Genomic DNA, 16064 nt, shown 5'->3' on the forward strand with positions numbered 1-16064 from the left:
GGGGCCGTGGGATCAGACGAGGATGACGGGGCAGCCGGCGGCGCGCAGCGCGGCCACCGCCTCCGCGTCCGCGTCGGCGTCGGTGATCACGCCCGTGACGTCCGTCGGCTCGCAGATCAGGGCGAACGCGGTGCTGGCGAACTTGGTGTGGTCCGCCACGACGTACGACTGCACGGCCTTCTCCCGGATCGCGGCGCTGATCTCCGCCTCGGACTCGAACTCGGTGAAGAACCCGCGCGCGGGGTTGATGGCGTTGACCCCGAGGAAGAAGACGTCGACGTTGATGAGGGGGAGGGCCGCCTTGGCCAGCGGGCCGACGAGCTCGTAGGACCGCGCGATGGCGGCGCCGCCGGTGAGCACGACGCGCAGCTCCGGCCGCACGATCAGGTCGTTCGCGATGTTGATCGCGTTGGTGACCACGGTCGTGAGCTTCTCCGCGAACTCGGGGTCGGCGGACGCCCGGACCCCCAGCTCCTGGGCGATCTGCGTGGTGGTGGTGCCGCCGCTGAAGGCGACCGTCTGCCCGGGCTGCACCATGGCGGCCGCGGCGCGCGCGATCTCGAGCTTCTCCCGACCCATCAGGGCGGCGCGGTACCGGAGCGGCAGGTCGCCGGAGATCGCGGCGGCGCGGGCACCGCCGCGGGTGCGGATGACGATCATCTGCTGGCCCAGCGCGTCCAGGTCGCGGCGGGCCGTCGCCGGGGAGACCCCGAACTGCTCGATGACCTCCTCGACGCTGATGGTCCCGTGCTGGGCCACCCACGAGGCGATGGCCAGGTGTCGGTCCTCGATCTTCATCGCCCTCGTACCTGCTCGCTCCCAGTCGTCGCCGATGGATGCACGATCGTGCACCACCCGCCCGGCTCACCGTCGACCACGGCGATGGCGGCGTTGGGCAGGCTACCGGGATCCTCGCCGGTCAGGCTCTGGACGAGCAGGCGCAGCGTGGTCCCGTGCGTGACCAGGACGCCGTCGAGCCCGGGGTGCGCCCGGCCCACCGCGTCCAGCCCGCGCAGCGCCCGGTCGAGCACCGCGTCGGCCGTCTCGCCGCCCGGGTAGTCGCGCGCGGGCCACCGGGTGCGGGCCTCCTCGATGAGCATCCCCTCGGCGACGCCGAAGCCGCGCTCGCGCAGGTCCTCGAACTGCAGGTCGCCGGGCACCAGGGGGAGGTGCTCGCCGATGATCCGCGCGGTCTGCATCGCGCGCGGCGAGGTCGACGAGGACAGCCACCGCCACCGGGCGCCCAGCTCCGCGCCGATGCCGAGCAGGCGCCCGGCGGCGTCGACGGCCTGCGCGCGGCCGACCTCGTTGAGGTCGAGCCCCTCCCAGCCCTGGTAGCGACGCTGGATGTTCCAGTCGGTCTGGCCGTGCCGGACCAGCGCGATCCTCATCGGTGCTGCTCTCCTCGGTCGTCGGTGCTGCGGTCGGTGCTGCCGTCGGTGCCGGGTCCGGCCGCCCGGCGCGCGAGCAGGGCCGACCCCAGCAGGCCTGCATTCTCCCCGGCGCGCGCCTTCACCAGGGGCGGGACGGGCACGTAGGTGAGCAGCGAGGCGAGCCGGGCGCGCAGCGGGACGAACAGGTGGTCGCCGGCCTCGGCCAGCCCGCCGCCGAGGACGACCACCTCGGGCTGGATCAGGCTCGCCACGTGCGAGAGCCCGAGGGCCAGCCCCTCGACCGCCGTGTCCCAGACCGCCGCGGCGATCGTGTCGCCCGCCGCCATGGCCTCGACGACCTCGCGCGCGCCGGCGACCTCGCGGCCGGACATCCGGGAGTAGCGCCGGGCGATCGCGGCCGCGGAGGAGACCGCCTCGAGGCAGCCCTGGTTGCCGCACACGCAGGCCTCGCCGCGCGGGATCACGACGGCGTGCCCGATCTCGCCCGCGTAGCCGCGCGCGACGACGGGGCGACCGTCGACGAACACCGCGGCGGAGACCCCGGTGCCCAGCACGACCACGACGGCCGTCCGATGCCCGCGGCCGGCGCCGAGCTCCATCTCGGCCGTGCCCCCGGAGCGGACGTCGTGCCCGATGGCGACCGGGAGCGCGATCCTCGCGCGGCACAGCGCGGCGAAGTCGACGTCGCGCCAGCCGAGGTTCTCGGAGTAGGTGGCGAACCCGGTCTCGTCGTCGACGATGCCCGGCAGGGTGAGCCCGATGGCGCGCGGCTCGGCGCCGGGCGGCGTGAGGCGGGCGGCGAGCTCCGCGACCGCGTCGACGACGGCCTCGGCGCTGGACGGGCCGAAGGCCGGCGACGGCGTGCGGAGGACGGCGCCGGGCGTGCCGTCGGCGTCGACGTACGCGGCCTTGATCGTCGTCCCGCCGACGTCGAACGCCAGCACGGGCACGCCGGGCCCGATCGAGGTGGCGGCGCGGTCGGCGGGCGCGTCGGCCGGGGCGTCGGCCGGGCGGACGGTCGTGTCAGTCATCTGCGCGTTCTTTCGGTCGGTGACGGTCGGCCCGGCGCGCTGGTGGCGTGCCGGCGGGCAGCGGTGGGACGTCCAGCGGGACGCAGCCGCGGCGCAGCGACTCGGCACCGAGCGAGCCTACGGCGACGGCTTGCCGCGCATCGGCAGGCGAGCCGGTGGTCGGGGCGCCGTCCACGACGTGGGCGAAGAACTCGGCGAGCACGGCGGCGTCCGCGGCGAGGTGGCCGCCCGCGGGGTCGTGGACCGGGTGCTCGACGTGCCCGGTCGGGGACCACTCCAGGCGCCGGTTCCACACACGGACGACCGCGCCGCCCGTGTCGCCGGCGTTCTCCAGCCGCCCTTCGGTGCCGATGACGGTGTAGCTGCGCCAGTAGTCGGGGGTGAAGTGGCACTGCTGGTAGCTGGCCATGACCCCGTTGTCGAGCGTCATCATCAGCATGGACAGGTCCTCGACGTCGACCACCGGGTTGAGCCCGGTCAGGGCGCGCGGCGGCCAGTTCGCGTGGCTGGTCCAGTCCGGCGCGATCTGCCCGGGGCGCTCGCGGCGGTCCGTGACGTCGCCGTAGACCATCAGCGCGCCCATGCCCACGACCCGCGTCGTGTACCCGCCGGCGAGGTGGTGCACGACGTCGATGTCGTGGCTCGCCTTCTGGGTCAGCAGCGAGCCGCTGCGCCGCCGGTCGGCGTGCCAGTCCTTGAAGAAGTAGTCGCCGCCGTTGCCGACGAAGTGCCGGACCCAGATGGCCTTGACCTCGCCGATCTCGCCGCGCGCGATGGCGTCGCGCATCACGCGGACGACCTCCCAATGGCGCAGGTTGTGGCCCACGTGCAGCGGGGTACCGGTCTGCTGCGCGGCGACCAGGACCGCGTCGGCGTCCGTCGTGGTGGTGGCGAGCGGCTTGTCGACGAAGACCGCGACGCCGGCGCGCAGCAGCCGGATCGCGAGCGGGGCGTGGGTGTCGTCCGGCGTGGTCACGAGCGCGGCGTCGACGCCCCCGGCGGACAGGAGGGCGTCGACGTCCGGGTGCACCGGGATGCCGGGCCCGAACAGCGCGCGGGCCCGGTCGCGGCCGGCGGGGTCGGGGTCGACCGCGGCCACGACGACCGCCCTCGGCCACGCCTCGGGGACCAGCCGGCCGAGGGCGGCGCGGTTGCCGACCCCGACCACCGCGACGCGGAGACCCTGGCTCATCGTGGTGCGGCGCTGGGGGTCGCGCGCGTGAGGCGCGGCAGGGTCGTGAGCCCGACGGGCACGTCGACGGTGGCGGGGCCCTCGACCGTCGTCCCGTCCGGCGCGCGCCACGCGCCCGGCGGCACCTGCACCGCGCGGGCGGTGGCACCGCGCTCGAGCACCGGCGCGACGAGCAGGTCGGGGCCGAGGAAGAACTGGTCCGTCACGGTCTCGTACCCGGCCTCGTGGTAGCTCATGGGCCGCACGACGGGCTCGCCCGTCACCGCGGCCTCGTCCACGAGCGACAGGATGAGCGGCAGGTGCTCGGCCCGGACCGCCAGGGCGTCCTTGACCGCGGCGAGGTGCTCGGCGTCGAGGGCGCGGGCGGGGTTCACCGAGAACTGGATCATCGGCGACAGCGCGGCGATCTGCGCGTACCGCACGAAGAACTCCTGGTCGCCCGCCGGGCGGTCGCCCATCCCGCCCATCGCGCCCACCTCGCCACCGCCCACCATGTCCGGGCAGACGTACGGGTGGCCCAGCAGGCCCTGCGCGAGCATCTCGGGGATCAGCGAGCCCAGGCCCGCGCCGTCCCAGGTCGGGGGCTTGTCACGGAGCCGCTGGCCGAGCGGCTGCCCGCCCATCCGCCAGCAGGCGCGGTACTCGTTGTGGGCGTAGCGCAGGCCCAGCCGGGCCCAGGCCTCGGACATGTCCACCGGCTCGCACGGCTCGGCGATCAGGTCGTCGGGCCGGTAGTCGCGGACGTCGCCGGCGTCGAACTTGAAGCCCGCCACGCCGATGTCGACGAGCGCGTCGAGCTGGTCGGTGAACCACGCCACGGCCGCGGGGGAGGAGAGGTCGAGCAGCGCGCTGTAGCCGTTCCACCAGCGGCGGACCGCGGTGCCACCGTCGGCGTCGCGGACCAGCAGGCCGTCGCGCTCGCAGTCGCGGAACGCCTTCGAGTCGGGGCTGATGAACGGGACGACCCAGAGCATCACGTCGAAGCCCCAGTCGGCCAGCGTCCGGACCAGCCGCTCCGGGTCCGGGAACCGCCCGCGGTCGAAGTGCCAGGTGCCGAAGTCCGGCGCCCAGTTGTCGTCGATGAAGATCGTGCCGGGCTCCAGCCCCGCGTCCAGGATCCGGCGCGCGTAGGCCAGCACCGACTCCTCGGAGGGGACGAGCGGGGTCTCGATCCAGGTGTTGTACTGCGGCGCGGCGAACAGCCGCCGCGCGGGGGTCCGTCCGGCGGGCGGGAAGAGCTGGGCCGAGGCGGCCCGGAAGCCCTCGCGCAGCGTGCTGCCGCCGCGCAGCACCGCGACGTCGGTGCCGTCGACCTCGAGCCGCCCGTCGGCGAACCGGAAGGCGAACGGGCGCGGCGAGGTGACGACCCGCCCGTGCGTGGAGACCAGCAGCGGGGCCGCCTGGCTGGAGTCCTCCGCGCTGTCCCACGCGGGGTCGTGCCGCGGGACGGCGAGGTCGACCGCGTAGGTGCTCGTCGCACCGAACGGCATCTGCACGGCGTCCTTGACGGTGCCGCCCCACCAGCGCTCGCCCGGCTCCAGCTCGAGGGTGAGCGGGCTGCCGGTCTCGGCGGCGGCGTCGGCGGCCGGGGGTGCGGCGGCGGGGGCGTGGTTCACGTCGAGCTCGTTTCCGTTCGGGGGTGGGGTGGTGCACGTCGGGCGGGGGCGGGTGCCGCCCCCGCCCGACGTCAGGACCGTCAGTCGACGAGGGCCTGCGCCGCGTCGTTGGCGGTGGCGAGCGTCGACTCGACGTCCGCGCCCGCGGCGATCGCCCAGATCGCGTCCTGGATCACCGTGCGGACCTCCGCGTTGCGGGTGAAGGACGGCAGCTGGAACGACTCGCCGGCCGCGGCCATCTCCGCGAACTCCGGCACGCCCGCGCCGTTGGCCTCGTTCGCCTCGACGGCGGCGTCGGTCCCGGTCTGGACGGCGGGGAAGACGATGCCGAACTCACCGGTGGCCTCCTGGCACTCCGGGGAGCCGAGGTAGTTGACCCACTTCGCGGCGGCGTCCTTGTTCGGCGAGCCGTTCCAGACGACGCCGGCGAGCGAGTTCGTCGCGGCGAACCGGCCCGCGGGGCCCTCCGGGACCTTGGCCCAGGCGAAGTCGATCTCCTGGGTGTCCGCGAGGTAGTTCGACGCGTTCCACGAGCCTGCCAGGGTCGTGCCCGCGAGGCCCGCCTCCATGGTCGGGTGCTGGCCCAGGGTCGAGGTCTCGTCGAACGTCTGCATCACGCCGAGGTCGATCATGTCCTGGTACCACTCGAGCGTCGTGACGAGCTCGGGGGCGTCGAAGTTCAGGCTGCCGTCCTCGGCGAAGAACTCCCAGCCGATCGCGTGCGCGAGGTTGCCCCAGCCGTTCTGGCCGGTGAAGCCGTCGGCCCACTCCGGGAGCATCCCGAACCGCACCACGTTGCCCGCGTCCCACGCGGGGCTGAGCGCGTTGTTCCCGTTCCCGTCGAGCGCCATCGCCTTGATGAACTCGGTGAACGAGTCCTCGCCGGTGCCGTCGAACTCGAGCGCGTTGATGTCGTCCTTGGTGTACCCGGCCTCGGTGGCGGCCGTCTCGTCGTAGACCATCCCGACGATGTCCCAGTCGAGGGGGAGGCCCACGCGGGTGTCGTCGACGAGGTAGTTCTCGGCGGTGCCGGCGACGTAGGAGTCGAAGTCGATCCCGTCGGTGGCGCCGATCTCGTCGAGGTCCGCGAGCTGGCCGAGGCTGCTGTACTCCCGGACGTACTGGACGGTCATGGTGAACGTGTCCGGGCCGGTGCCCGAGGCGAAGTTCGTCGTGAGATTCGACCAGTACTGCGCCCAGGCGGTCTGGGTGATGTTGACGGTGATGTCGGGGTTGGCCTCGGTGAACGCCGTGGCGCACGCCTCGTACATCGGCCGCTGGACGTCGTCCCAGAGCCAGTGCTCGATCGTGACGGGTCCGCCGGCGCTGCCGCCGTCGCCGTCCCCGCCGCCCGACCCGCAGGCGGTGAGCGCGAGGACGGAGGCGGCCGAGAGCGCCGCCACCTTCAGTCCGGTCTTCGGTGCGAAACGCAGCATTGCTGTTCCTTCCAGTGGGTTCCGGGCAGGCTCTCGCCAGACCGGACGGGGGAGTGGGGCGGGGAACGGGCGGGCGCGGCGCCGGCGGCTACTTGCCGCCGGAGAAGTTGAGCGACTGGACCAGCTGCCGCCCGAGCAGGACGAGCAGGATGAAGACGGGGATGACCGTCACGGTCGAGGCGGCCATCAGGCCCGTCCAGTCCGGTGAGGTGTTCGGTGACTGGGCCTGGAACCGCTGGAGGGCGACGGTCAGGACCCGCGTCCCGTCGGAGTTCGCGGCCACCAGCGGCCACATGAACTCCTTCCAGACCCCGACGACGGTGATGAGCATCATCGTGGCGACGGGGCCGCGGCTCATCGGGAGCGTCATCCGGAAGAACCGGCCGAAGACGCCGACGCCGTCGATCGCGGCGGCCTCCTCGACCTCGCGGGGGAGGGAGAGGAAGAACTGGCGGAGGAAGAAGATCGCGAACGGGCTCACCAGGATCGCCGGGGCGATGAGCCCCTGGAACGTGTTGAGCCAGCCCAGCGACCGGATCAGCGCGAAGTTCGGCAGCAGCGTGAAGATGCCGGGGATGAGCAGCCCCGAGAGGAACAGCCCGAACAGGGCGCTGTTCCCGCGGAACCGCAGGCGGGCGAACGAGTACGCGGCCATGGCGCAGGCGAGCGTCTGCACGACCGCGATCGAGCCCGCGTAGAACAGCGTGTTCGCCGTGTAGCGCACGAAGTCGAGCGTCGCGCCGGTGCCGCCGGCGGCGACCGACTCCTCCATCGAGGTGAGCCCGAGCACGCGGGCGAAGTTGATCCACGTGGGGTTCGACGGGACCAGCTGGCTGGAGTCGCGGATCAGCTCGGCCGCGGGCGTGAAGGCCGTGCGGACCATCCAGTAGAACGGGAAGACCGAGACGAGCACCAGCAGGCCGACGACGGTCCAGGCGACCGCCTTGCCGGGGGTCACCCGGCGGGCGCCGCGGGCGATCGAGCGGCGCGGGCCGGCGGGGGAGCCCGTCGGCGCGCTCTTCTTCGACGGGGCGAGGTCGGGGACGGGGGTGCTGATCACGAGAGGTCCGATCGGTTGGCGCGCATCGCTCGCATCTGGATGGCCGTCAGGGCGCCGAGGATGACGGCGAGGACCAGCGCGATCGCGCTGCCGTAGCCCATCCGGAAGAACGCGAACGACTGCTGGTAGATGTAGAAGAAGATCGTCCGGACGGCCGGGATCGGGTTGCCGCCGTACCCGATCAGCACCAGGTCGAACACCTGGAACGAGCCGATCGCCGACATCACCACGACGAGCGCGATCACCGGCCGGATCAGCGGCAGCGTGATCTGGAAGAACATCCGCTTCTCGGTGGCCCCGTCGATCGCGCCGGCCTCGTACATCTCGTTCGGCACCTGGGTCATCCCGGCGTAGAGCAGCAGCGCGGTGTACCCGAGGCCCGACCAGATCCCGATGGCGATGATGATCGGCATGGCCTGGCTGGCGTTGTAGAACGAGACGCCCGGGAGGCCGACGGCGTGCAGCAGGTGGTTCAGGTAGCCCAGCTGACCGTCGAGCAGCCAGGCCCAGATCAGCGCGATGGCGACGTTCGGGACGAGCCACGGGAGCAGCAGGATCGACCGCACCCAGGTCTTGAGCCGCAGCCGCTGCATGAGGGCCGCGGTCAGCAGCGCGAGGACCGTGCCGAGGACGACGCTGGCGACGACGAACTGGATCGTGACGACCAGCGAGTTGCGGGCGACCTCGTCGGTCAGCAGCTCGCGGTAGTTGTCCAGGCCGATGAACTGCGGGTCGTTGAGCAGGTCGAAGTCCGTGAGCGAGTACCAGATGCTCCGGCCGCTCGGCAGGATCCAGAACACGACGAAGCCGACCATCGCAGGCACGAGGAGGACGAGCGCCGCCCACTTCTCGCGGTGGTGGATCGGTCGGCGGGCCCGGGGCTCGCCCTCCGCTTCGGCCGGGGAGGACTGGCCTCGTTCCCGGGTGGCTGAGCTGGACATCACACACCTCTCGTCCTGGCGTCAGGGGTGCGACTGTGCACCCTGCGCTGCGTGAAGACGAGCGTAAGCGCTCCAAGCAATCAGAATCAAGCATGTAACGCATCGTTTACGCGCACGCCCGAGCAGCGCGCGGCGCCCTGCCGAGCCCCTGCCAGGACGTCGCGGCGGCTCAGACGGTCGACCGCGCGGGGCGCCGGGCGGCCCTACAGTGCCCGGATGAGCGCACGTCGTGCCTGGTCGCCGCCCGGCCCCGCCCGGTGAGCGGCACCGCGCCCGCGGGCTGCCGCGCGTGCCGGCAGCTCGCGGACACCGCCGGTCACGAGCCCTTCCTCCTCGACTTCGCGGAGACGCGCCTCTGGCTGTGGCGGTGCACGGGCTGCGCGACGCTCTGGGAGGTGACGGAGCGGTCCGTCGCCCCGGTCCCGGACGAGCACGCCGACGCCCTGCACCCGACCTGGCGCGACCACGAGCGCTGGATCCGGGCCACGTCCCTCCGCACGCTGCTCGCGCACCGGTCCGTGATCCCGACCCCGCTGATCCGCACCGCCCTGCTGCACCACGACGTGCTGGCGCCGACCGGTCGCACCGCCGCGGCCGACGGCGTCCTCGTCCTGCACTCCGGCGCGGATGCGGCGGCACTCGTCGGAGCGCCCGGCCGACTGCGGGTGCGCGGGCTGGCCTCGGCGCTGCGGCGAGCCGACGTGCGGCGCCTGGTCCTCGACCCGGGGACGCCGTGGGCGCTGCACCTCGACGGCGAGCCGCTGCAGGAGCTGGTGCGGGCGTCGCGAGCCGTGCACACGTGGGCGAGCCGCGCGCGCGGCGACGAGCTCCGGTTCTCCTTCCCGGCCGGACCCGAGCCCGCGCCGGCCGGCCTCGGCCCCCGCGGCGTGCCGCCCGCGCCGCCGCAGGGCGATCCGTACGCCGGCAGCGAGGTCGTCGACGAGGCGCTCAGCGCCGCGGTGGTCGCCTACCTCTCCTACGGCAGCTCGCCGTTCCCGTGGGCCGACGAGCAGGCGGTCGCGGCGCTCCACGTCGACGGCGACCCCGCGGAGCTGGTCGAGCGCGTGCGGGTGATCGACGCCGAGATGACCGGCTACGAGGTCGACTGGGACCGGCACGGGTACCAGGGCGGCTGCGCGGAGGCCGCGGCGACGCTGCGGGCGCGGCACCCGGAGCTGGGCCCGCAGGCGCTCGCGGCGCTGGACTGGGCGTTCAGCTACCGCTGGCGCTGACCTCGCCCCGGTCGTAGAGAGCGCCGTTCCCGCGCCCCCGCGCGGGAGTCCCCCTAGAGTGACGCCGTGACCGACCCGCAGGACCCCCTCGCGCAGGCCCCGCTGCTGCGCGTCGTCCACGAGCGCCACCCGGACGTCGACGTCGTCGTCCTGCCGCCCGAGGCCCCGGCGCCCGAGCCGGCCGACGCGCCCGTCCCCGTCACCGACGCCGCGCTGGACGCCGAGCGGTCCCGGGTGGAGGCCGTCCTCGCCGGGCTCCTCGCCGCCGCCGGCCCGGCGGACGCCGCACCCGCCCCCCGCACCACCTGGCGCAGCGCCCCCGCGTCGCACGTCGTGCCCGTCGCCGAGACGCGGTTGCCGATCGACGGCCCCGAGGCCGGCGTCGTCGTGGGCCGCGCCCTGTCCGCGAGGCTGCGCGCCGACGGCTGGGACGGCCACCTCGACCACGCGGGCGTGACGCCGCTGCTGCTCGCCGCCCTCGACGACCGCTCCGTGCGCGTCGCCTGGCTGGACGACGCCGTCCTGCTGACCGTGCGCGGCCGGAACCTCCCGGTCGCGACCGCCACCGCTCGCGCGCTCGTCTCCGGGACGGAGGGCGACCGGTGAGCGGCGAGATCCAGGTCGACCCGTACACGCTCAGCCTGTCCGCCGACGACTGGACCGACCAGGGCTCGCGCGTGCGCACCGCGCGCGACCGGGTCGCCGACGCCACCACCTCCGGCTTCACCCCCGCGGTCGCCGGTGCCGCCGCGTCGTGGACGTCCGCGTGGGGCACGGTCCTCGGCGACGTCGCCGACCGCGCCGAGGAGATCGGCACCCGGCTCCGCGACGCCCAGCAGGCCTACGCCGTCACCGACGTCGCGGCCCAGGAGACCTTCGAGTCCTGGCTGGGAGGGACCCCGTGACCACGGTGACCATCGACATCCCGCCCGCGATCGACGCGATCCCTGCCGTCGAGGGCGACCCGGCCGTCGTGGCCGCGTTCGCCCAGGACCTGCTGGCGAGCGCCGTCAACCTCGACGACCTCGACACGTTCGCGCTCGACTCCTCCACCCTCGACGGCTGGTCCGGCGAGGCCGCTACCGCGTACGGCCGGCACGTCCGCGCCGCCGGTGCCGACGCGCAGGCGATGGGCGTCGCGCTGCGGCAGGTCGCCCGCGCGGCCGACGACCACGCCGACGCGCTCACCGACCTGCTCCGGCGCCGCACCGACCTGGTCGAGGCCCGGTCGTCGTACCACGAGGCGCGCGAGGACCTCGACGCCGACATCCGGTCCGCGGGGGAGGTGGACGACGCCGCGGTCGCGGAGCTGCAGGCCCGGGCGGCGTCGCTGGCGACCCGCCGCGACGGCGTGGTCGCGGACGTCGACGCCCTGGTGCGCGACCTGGCGACCGCCGAGCAGGCGATGCTCGACGCGTTCTCGTCCTACTCGACGCTCGCGCAGGCGCGCGCCGCCGTCTCCGGGCAGATCGACCTCGCCGACGACGCCCTCGGCCGGCCCGGCTCCCCGTCGCAGGGCGGCACCCCGGAGCAGGTCGCCGCGTGGTGGGCGTCGCTGACCGAGGAGGAGCAGTACGCCGTCCTCGCGGCCCGGCCCGAGCTCGTCGGCAACACCGACGGCATCCCGGCGCTCGCCCGCGACCAGGCCAACCGGCTGCTGCTCGAGACCGACCTCGAGGCGATGGAGCTGCGCGAGCAGCGCGGTGAGCGGCTGTTCGAGGACTACCAGGCGCTCGACAACGCCCGCGCCGCGCAGGCCGCCCTGGACGAGGGCGCCCAGCGCGTCGACCCCGTCACCGGCGAGCCGCTCGTGCCGCTGCTGCACCTGTACGACGCGACGGCGTTCGGCGGCGACGGGAAGGTCGCCATCGCGTTCGGGGACCCCGACACGGCCGACCACGTCTCCGTGATGGTCCCGGGCCTCACCAGCCGGGGCACCGAAGCCGGCGGCAACGCCGACGCGGCCTACAACATCTACGAGTCCGCGCGGCTCTCGGACCCGTACTCGACCGCCTCCTCGATCATGTGGATCGGCTACGACGCCCCCAGCGACTGGGACTCGGCCACCGTGGCGACCGAGGGTCGCGCCGAGGAGGGCGGTGCGCTGCTGTCGCGGTACATCGACGGCCTGCGCGCGTCCCGCGAGGGCGATCCCGCACACCTGACCGTCATCGGGCACAGCTACGGCTCGACCACCACGGCGCACGGCGCGACCGATCACGGCCTCGCTGCCGACGACATCGTGCTGGTCGGCAGCCCGGGCGCGGGCGGGGGCGTCGAGCACGCCTCCGAGCTCGGCGTCGGCGCCGACCACGTCTGGGCGGGCAACAACAGCCGCGACCTGGTCGCCGCGCTCGCCGACGACGGCTGGGTCGGCGGCTGGATGCTCGGCGGCGCGGGCCTCGGCAACGACATCGTCGAGGACGACTTCGGCGCCAACCGGTTCCAGGCCGAGTCCACGACTCGCGCCGACGTGATGCGGAACTTCGGCGACCACACCAAGTACTTCGACCCGGGCACCGAGTCGCTGTACAACATCGGGCAGATCGTCGTCGGCGACTACGACGAGGTCATCGCGGCGGAGCACTCGTACGACCCCTGGTACGACGGCCCGGTGGACCCGGAGGCGACCCGCGACCCGCAGTCGTTCGAGGGCAGGAGGCCCGAGTGGTGAACCGTCACGTGCGCACGGCAGCGGTGCTCGTCGCGCTGTCCGCGCTCGCGCTGTCGGGCTGCGGCAGCGGCGGCGGCGGGGCGACCGCCGACGACCTGGACGCGAGCCGGGACGAGGTGCTCGACGCCGCGCGCCAGGTGCTGCCCGGCGTCGTCGACGCCCTCGGCGCGCAGGTCCAGGACGCCTACGGCGAGTTCGACATGGGCGGCGACGGCGTCGTCGACCGCCGGCGGTACACCGTCACCGTGATCGCCACCGGCGCGCAGGCGGACACCGACGACCTCGTCGCCGCGTTGGAGGACGCCGGCGTCACCGACGTCCAGGTGAACCCGATCGGCGGGGCCGCCGGGCAGCGCGACGGGCTCGACGTCTCCGGGTCCGACCCCGGGGGTCGCGACATGAGCGTGAGCGTCAGCGGGCCGTACCTCGAGGTCGTCGACGGGGTGGCGCGGGAGGCTGCGCGCCAGGAGGTCGACCTGGGCTGAGCGCGGGTGGTGACAGGCCGGGGTCTCGTTCCTGACCGTCTCGGGCCCCCGCCGCAGCAGGAACCCGATCCGTGTCTGGCCTTACCGTCAGGTCGGCCACCCGCGGTCCACGGTAGACCGGCTCAGCACCCGAGGCACTGCAGCACCACCCGGCTGACCGGGATCGGTCCGATCGGTCAGGAGCTGTGGGACGGTCCTTCCCAGCGGCGGCCCGGGCCCGGTTCTGCAGGGCTCCCGCTCGCCCTCGCCACCTCTCCGGAGGCGTCGTCCACAGCGTTCGGGTGACGGACGTGAGTTGCAGCCGAGCGGCCCGCTAACGTGGCCTGCGGAAAGGGGGCTGACATGAGTTTTCGTGTCGATGAGGCAGCGCTGGATGACGCCGCTGTGAAGCTGGACGGATTGCGTCCGTCGATCACGGCCGCGGAGTCCTACGTCGCGCAGCACATCAAGCTGGACGGCCTCGGTGACAGCGGTCTGTTCATCACCGCGATCGGCGTCCTGGACGGAATCCGGACCGCGCTCGAGTCCGAGCTCGCGCATCTGGGGACGGTCCTGGAGTCGTCGGCGCAGGAGGTGCGGGCGACGGCTGCGAGCTATCGGACGACCGACGACGCGACCGCCGCGACGATGGACCGCCTCTACCACTACGTCCCGACCTCGCAGTACGGCAACGCGCGTCAGGAACCTCGATGAGCGACCCGTCCCGCGAGCTGGTCGTGCCGGTGCCGTCGGCACCGATCCCGGACTTCGTCGAGACGGTGATGAACTTCCCGGACCTGATCAGCCCCAGCTACTGGCTGCTCCGCATCATCCAGGAGGTCTGCGGGACGGACCCCGTCGCGTGGGTCGCGGAGCACTTCTCGGGTGACTGGGAGCGCATGTCGACGGCGTCGTCCGCGCTCGAGCACCTGGGTGAGTACCACGAAGCCATGGCCGTCGAACTGCGGCACGCGCGGGAGACATTCCGGGCGGGCTGGACCGGTGAGGCAGCCGAGGCGGCTTCCGCGTACTTCAGCCGTCTCGAAGACGCCGTCAACAACCAGGCCGGCCCGCTGCGCGACATCGCGCGCGAGGTGGACAACGTCGCCCAGGGTATGAAATCGACGCAGGCGACGCTGGAGTCGTTGATGGGGATGATGCTCGACTGGGCGCTCGCAGCCGCTGTGTCAGCCGCAGCTGCCGCGGCCTCCTCCTGGACCGTCGTCGGCGGGATCGTCGGCGGCGGCGCCACTGCGTTCTCGATCGCGCAGGCGGCGCGGACCTGGATGCAGGTGGTGCAGGTGCACGGCAACGCGGTCGCGATGATGAACGGCGTCGTCGGCCTCAGCGCAGGCTTCCTCGGCTCGATCCACGGCTTCTCGACCCAGCCCCTCCCCTCGGGCTCCTACACGAATCGACAGCTCTCGTGACCGACGATCGCGACACCCCACCCCCGCTCCTGGGGATCACAGCCGCGGACCCCGCACTCGACCGTCAGCTGCGCGCACAGCTGACCGCGCTCCGGGACCGTGCGGTCGGGAGCGAGCTCGGCTCGATCCTGGACGACGTGCTCGCAGGCCGCAGGAGCCTTCGCGACGCCGCACGGACGACGGCGTTCGCCGGGGTGGTCGGACCTGCTGTCACCGAGATGGCCGACGCGTGGGCGCGGATGACGCCGGAGCAGCGATCGGATCTCGCGGCCGACGGCGAGCGAACGCTCCGGGGGTCGTCCGAACCGCCCGAGCGCTGAGTGCTCGGTGGGTGTCGTCTCAGATCGGGGCGCTGCTGAGCAGCCAACCACCGACGGCGAGCAGTGCGATGACGAGCACCGGGGGCACGGCGCTGATCAGATAGGTGGTCGCCCTGACGCCCGGCGCGAACGGGGTCAACCAGCGGCGCAGCCCGAACCACAGGATGACGGGGCACGGGACGACGCAGACCGCCGCGAGAGCCAGCTGCCAGCTGGGATAGGTCACCAGGGCGAGAATCGTCCCCAGGGCGACCGCGGTCAGGATGCCGACGGAGACGATCCGCGCCGTCCGGAGGCGCGATCCGGCCAGAAGTTGTGCGTCGGTCATGGAGCCTGACCTTAGCGAGTCGAGCGAGCCCGATGCCCAACCGCGCGTCAGTCACCCGGAGGACGGAACCCGTGAAGTCACTGCTGACCAGTCGATGGCTCTGGCCCGTCGCGGCGAGCCCGTTGCTGCTCATCGGTGTCCTGGTGCTGGTCGGCGGCGGCGTGCACCGGGTCGTCGCGGGCGCCTCTCTCGTGCTGGGGTGGGCACTCACGATCCCGTTCGGTGCTGCGGAGCGCCGGTGGCGCGCGAACCCGACCCCGACGCTCCAGCTGGCCGCTGCAGGGTGGGCGCTGCTGGTCCTCGCGGTGATGCTCGGCGGTCTGTGGTGGGGGATGTCGCTCGACCCCGAGGCGTGAAAGGGCTGCCCCGCTCGGCCCCTTGATACCGTGACGCGGCAGGCCAGCCGCCGTCCCCCGGGAGAGTTCAACGTGAGCAGCACCGCACCGCTGGGCGGCGGCGTCGTCGCCGTCCGCGCGCTCGACCCGGCGCAGAACGGCGCCGTCGTCGCCCGCCTCGACCGCGGCACGGGCGTGCTCGACCCGGAGCGCCGCTCGCTGCGCACCAAGCCCGTGACGCTGGACCGCCGGGTCCTGCTGGCGCTCACGTCGAGCAAGAAGCGCACCGGCCTCATGGTCGAGCGCGGCTGGCGGCGGGTGTTCCTCCCGCTGATCGAGGTGCACGACGGCGCGGCCCTGGGCGTCCCCGCCGCGGTCGCGCGCGCGCTCGCGGACGAGCTGGAGGCCCGCGGCACCCGCGAGACCACCGCCGTGATCGCCCCGCTCCGGGCGCACGCGGATCACCTGGATGCCGGGCTCCCGGTGGCGTCGTCGCCGCTGGGGCGGTACATGGGACTGGGGGGTGGGGGAGCCCTCACCTCGCTCGGCGACTTCTGAGTTCGCCGATGACCTTCTGACACGCGCACGACCGCAACACCCGGGGGTACGGA

The 16064-nt window shown here is 73.6% G+C and carries 18 protein-coding genes; 9 read left to right on the forward strand and 9 right to left on the reverse strand.

Features of this window, described 5'->3' with window-relative positions:
- Positions 1-12: 12 nt before the first annotated feature.
- The 8 genes from J5O08_RS00425 to J5O08_RS00460 form a co-directional block, all read right to left on the reverse strand.
- The gene (locus J5O08_RS00425; protein ID WP_217616802.1) at positions 13-798 is read right to left on the reverse strand and encodes a DeoR/GlpR family DNA-binding transcription regulator; all 786 of its coding nucleotides are present in this window, start codon (positions 796-798) and stop codon (positions 13-15) included.
- Positions 795-1391 (reverse strand): histidine phosphatase family protein, encoded by a 597-nt coding sequence (locus J5O08_RS00430; protein WP_218704883.1) that lies wholly within the window; start codon positions 1389-1391, stop codon positions 795-797. Before J5O08_RS00430 ends, J5O08_RS00425 begins: the two co-directional genes overlap by 4 nt.
- Positions 1388-2425 (reverse strand): ROK family protein, encoded by a 1038-nt coding sequence (locus J5O08_RS00435; protein ID WP_255589019.1) that lies wholly within the window; start codon positions 2423-2425, stop codon positions 1388-1390. The genes J5O08_RS00430 and J5O08_RS00435 overlap by 4 nt, the downstream gene beginning before the upstream one ends.
- Positions 2418-3617, reverse strand: coding sequence for a Gfo/Idh/MocA family protein (locus J5O08_RS00440; RefSeq protein WP_218704884.1), 1200 nt, complete (start codon positions 3615-3617; stop codon positions 2418-2420). The genes J5O08_RS00435 and J5O08_RS00440 overlap by 8 nt, the downstream gene beginning before the upstream one ends.
- A complete protein-coding gene (locus J5O08_RS00445) occupies positions 3614-5233 on the reverse strand; it encodes a glycoside hydrolase family 31 protein (RefSeq protein WP_218704885.1) in 1620 nt (539 codons plus the stop codon). The genes J5O08_RS00440 and J5O08_RS00445 overlap by 4 nt, the downstream gene beginning before the upstream one ends.
- An 80-nt stretch (positions 5234-5313) precedes the next feature.
- Positions 5314-6669, reverse strand: a complete 1356-nt coding sequence (locus tag J5O08_RS00450) for an extracellular solute-binding protein (protein ID WP_218704886.1) — start codon at positions 6667-6669, stop codon at positions 5314-5316.
- 88 nt (positions 6670-6757) lie between these two features.
- On the reverse strand, positions 6758-7729 hold the full coding sequence (locus tag J5O08_RS21435; RefSeq protein WP_308281205.1) for a carbohydrate ABC transporter permease: 972 nt from the start codon (positions 7727-7729) through the stop codon (positions 6758-6760).
- A complete protein-coding gene (locus J5O08_RS00460) occupies positions 7726-8670 on the reverse strand; it encodes a carbohydrate ABC transporter permease (protein ID WP_218704887.1) in 945 nt (314 codons plus the stop codon). Before J5O08_RS00460 ends, J5O08_RS21435 begins: the two co-directional genes overlap by 4 nt.
- 395 nt (positions 8671-9065) lie before the next feature.
- Between J5O08_RS00460 and J5O08_RS00465 the strand changes: the two genes are divergently transcribed.
- The 7 genes from J5O08_RS00465 (at position 9066) to J5O08_RS00495 (ending at position 14470) form a co-directional block, all read left to right on the forward strand.
- Positions 9066-9902: a hypothetical protein gene (locus tag J5O08_RS00465; protein WP_218704888.1), complete on the forward strand. Its 837-nt coding sequence runs from the start codon at positions 9066-9068 to the stop codon at positions 9900-9902.
- 66 nt (positions 9903-9968) lie between these two features.
- Positions 9969-10508 carry a hypothetical protein gene (locus J5O08_RS00470; protein WP_218704889.1) on the forward strand — a complete coding sequence of 180 codons (540 nt, stop codon included), beginning with the start codon at positions 9969-9971 and terminating at the stop codon, positions 10506-10508.
- Positions 10505-10807 carry a hypothetical protein gene (locus J5O08_RS00475; protein ID WP_218704890.1) on the forward strand — a complete coding sequence of 101 codons (303 nt, stop codon included), beginning with the start codon at positions 10505-10507 and terminating at the stop codon, positions 10805-10807. The genes J5O08_RS00470 and J5O08_RS00475 overlap by 4 nt, the downstream gene beginning before the upstream one ends.
- The gene (locus J5O08_RS21440) at positions 10804-12576 is read left to right on the forward strand and encodes an alpha/beta hydrolase (RefSeq protein WP_218704891.1); all 1773 of its coding nucleotides are present in this window, start codon (positions 10804-10806) and stop codon (positions 12574-12576) included. Before J5O08_RS00475 ends, J5O08_RS21440 begins: the two co-directional genes overlap by 4 nt.
- Complete coding sequence (locus J5O08_RS00485) at positions 12570-13061, forward strand: hypothetical protein (protein WP_218704892.1); 492 nt, start codon at positions 12570-12572, stop codon at positions 13059-13061. The genes J5O08_RS21440 and J5O08_RS00485 overlap by 7 nt, the downstream gene beginning before the upstream one ends.
- Before the next feature lie 384 nt (positions 13062-13445).
- Positions 13446-13754, forward strand: coding sequence for a hypothetical protein (locus tag J5O08_RS00490; protein ID WP_218704893.1), 309 nt, complete (start codon positions 13446-13448; stop codon positions 13752-13754).
- Positions 13751-14470 (forward strand): WXG100 family type VII secretion target, encoded by a 720-nt coding sequence (locus J5O08_RS00495; protein ID WP_218704894.1) that lies wholly within the window; start codon positions 13751-13753, stop codon positions 14468-14470. The genes J5O08_RS00490 and J5O08_RS00495 overlap by 4 nt, the downstream gene beginning before the upstream one ends.
- A 339-nt stretch (positions 14471-14809) precedes the next feature.
- On the opposite strand, the gene J5O08_RS00500 is transcribed toward J5O08_RS00495, so the two are convergent.
- Positions 14810-15118, reverse strand: coding sequence for a hypothetical protein (locus J5O08_RS00500; RefSeq protein WP_218704895.1), 309 nt, complete (start codon positions 15116-15118; stop codon positions 14810-14812).
- Between the two features lie 71 nt (positions 15119-15189).
- On the opposite strand from J5O08_RS00500, the gene J5O08_RS00505 reads away from it, so the two are divergent.
- Both J5O08_RS00505 and J5O08_RS00510 read left to right on the forward strand, forming a co-directional pair.
- On the forward strand, positions 15190-15474 hold the full coding sequence (locus tag J5O08_RS00505) for a hypothetical protein (RefSeq protein ID WP_218704896.1): 285 nt from the start codon (positions 15190-15192) through the stop codon (positions 15472-15474).
- 72 nt (positions 15475-15546) lie between these two features.
- Positions 15547-16011 carry a hypothetical protein gene (locus J5O08_RS00510; RefSeq protein WP_218704897.1) on the forward strand — a complete coding sequence of 155 codons (465 nt, stop codon included), beginning with the start codon at positions 15547-15549 and terminating at the stop codon, positions 16009-16011.
- Positions 16012-16064 lie beyond the last annotated feature (53 nt).

This window comes from Cellulomonas sp. PS-H5, from assembly GCF_019265565.1.
Taxonomy (GTDB): Bacteria; Actinomycetota; Actinomycetes; order Actinomycetales; family Cellulomonadaceae; genus Cellulomonas.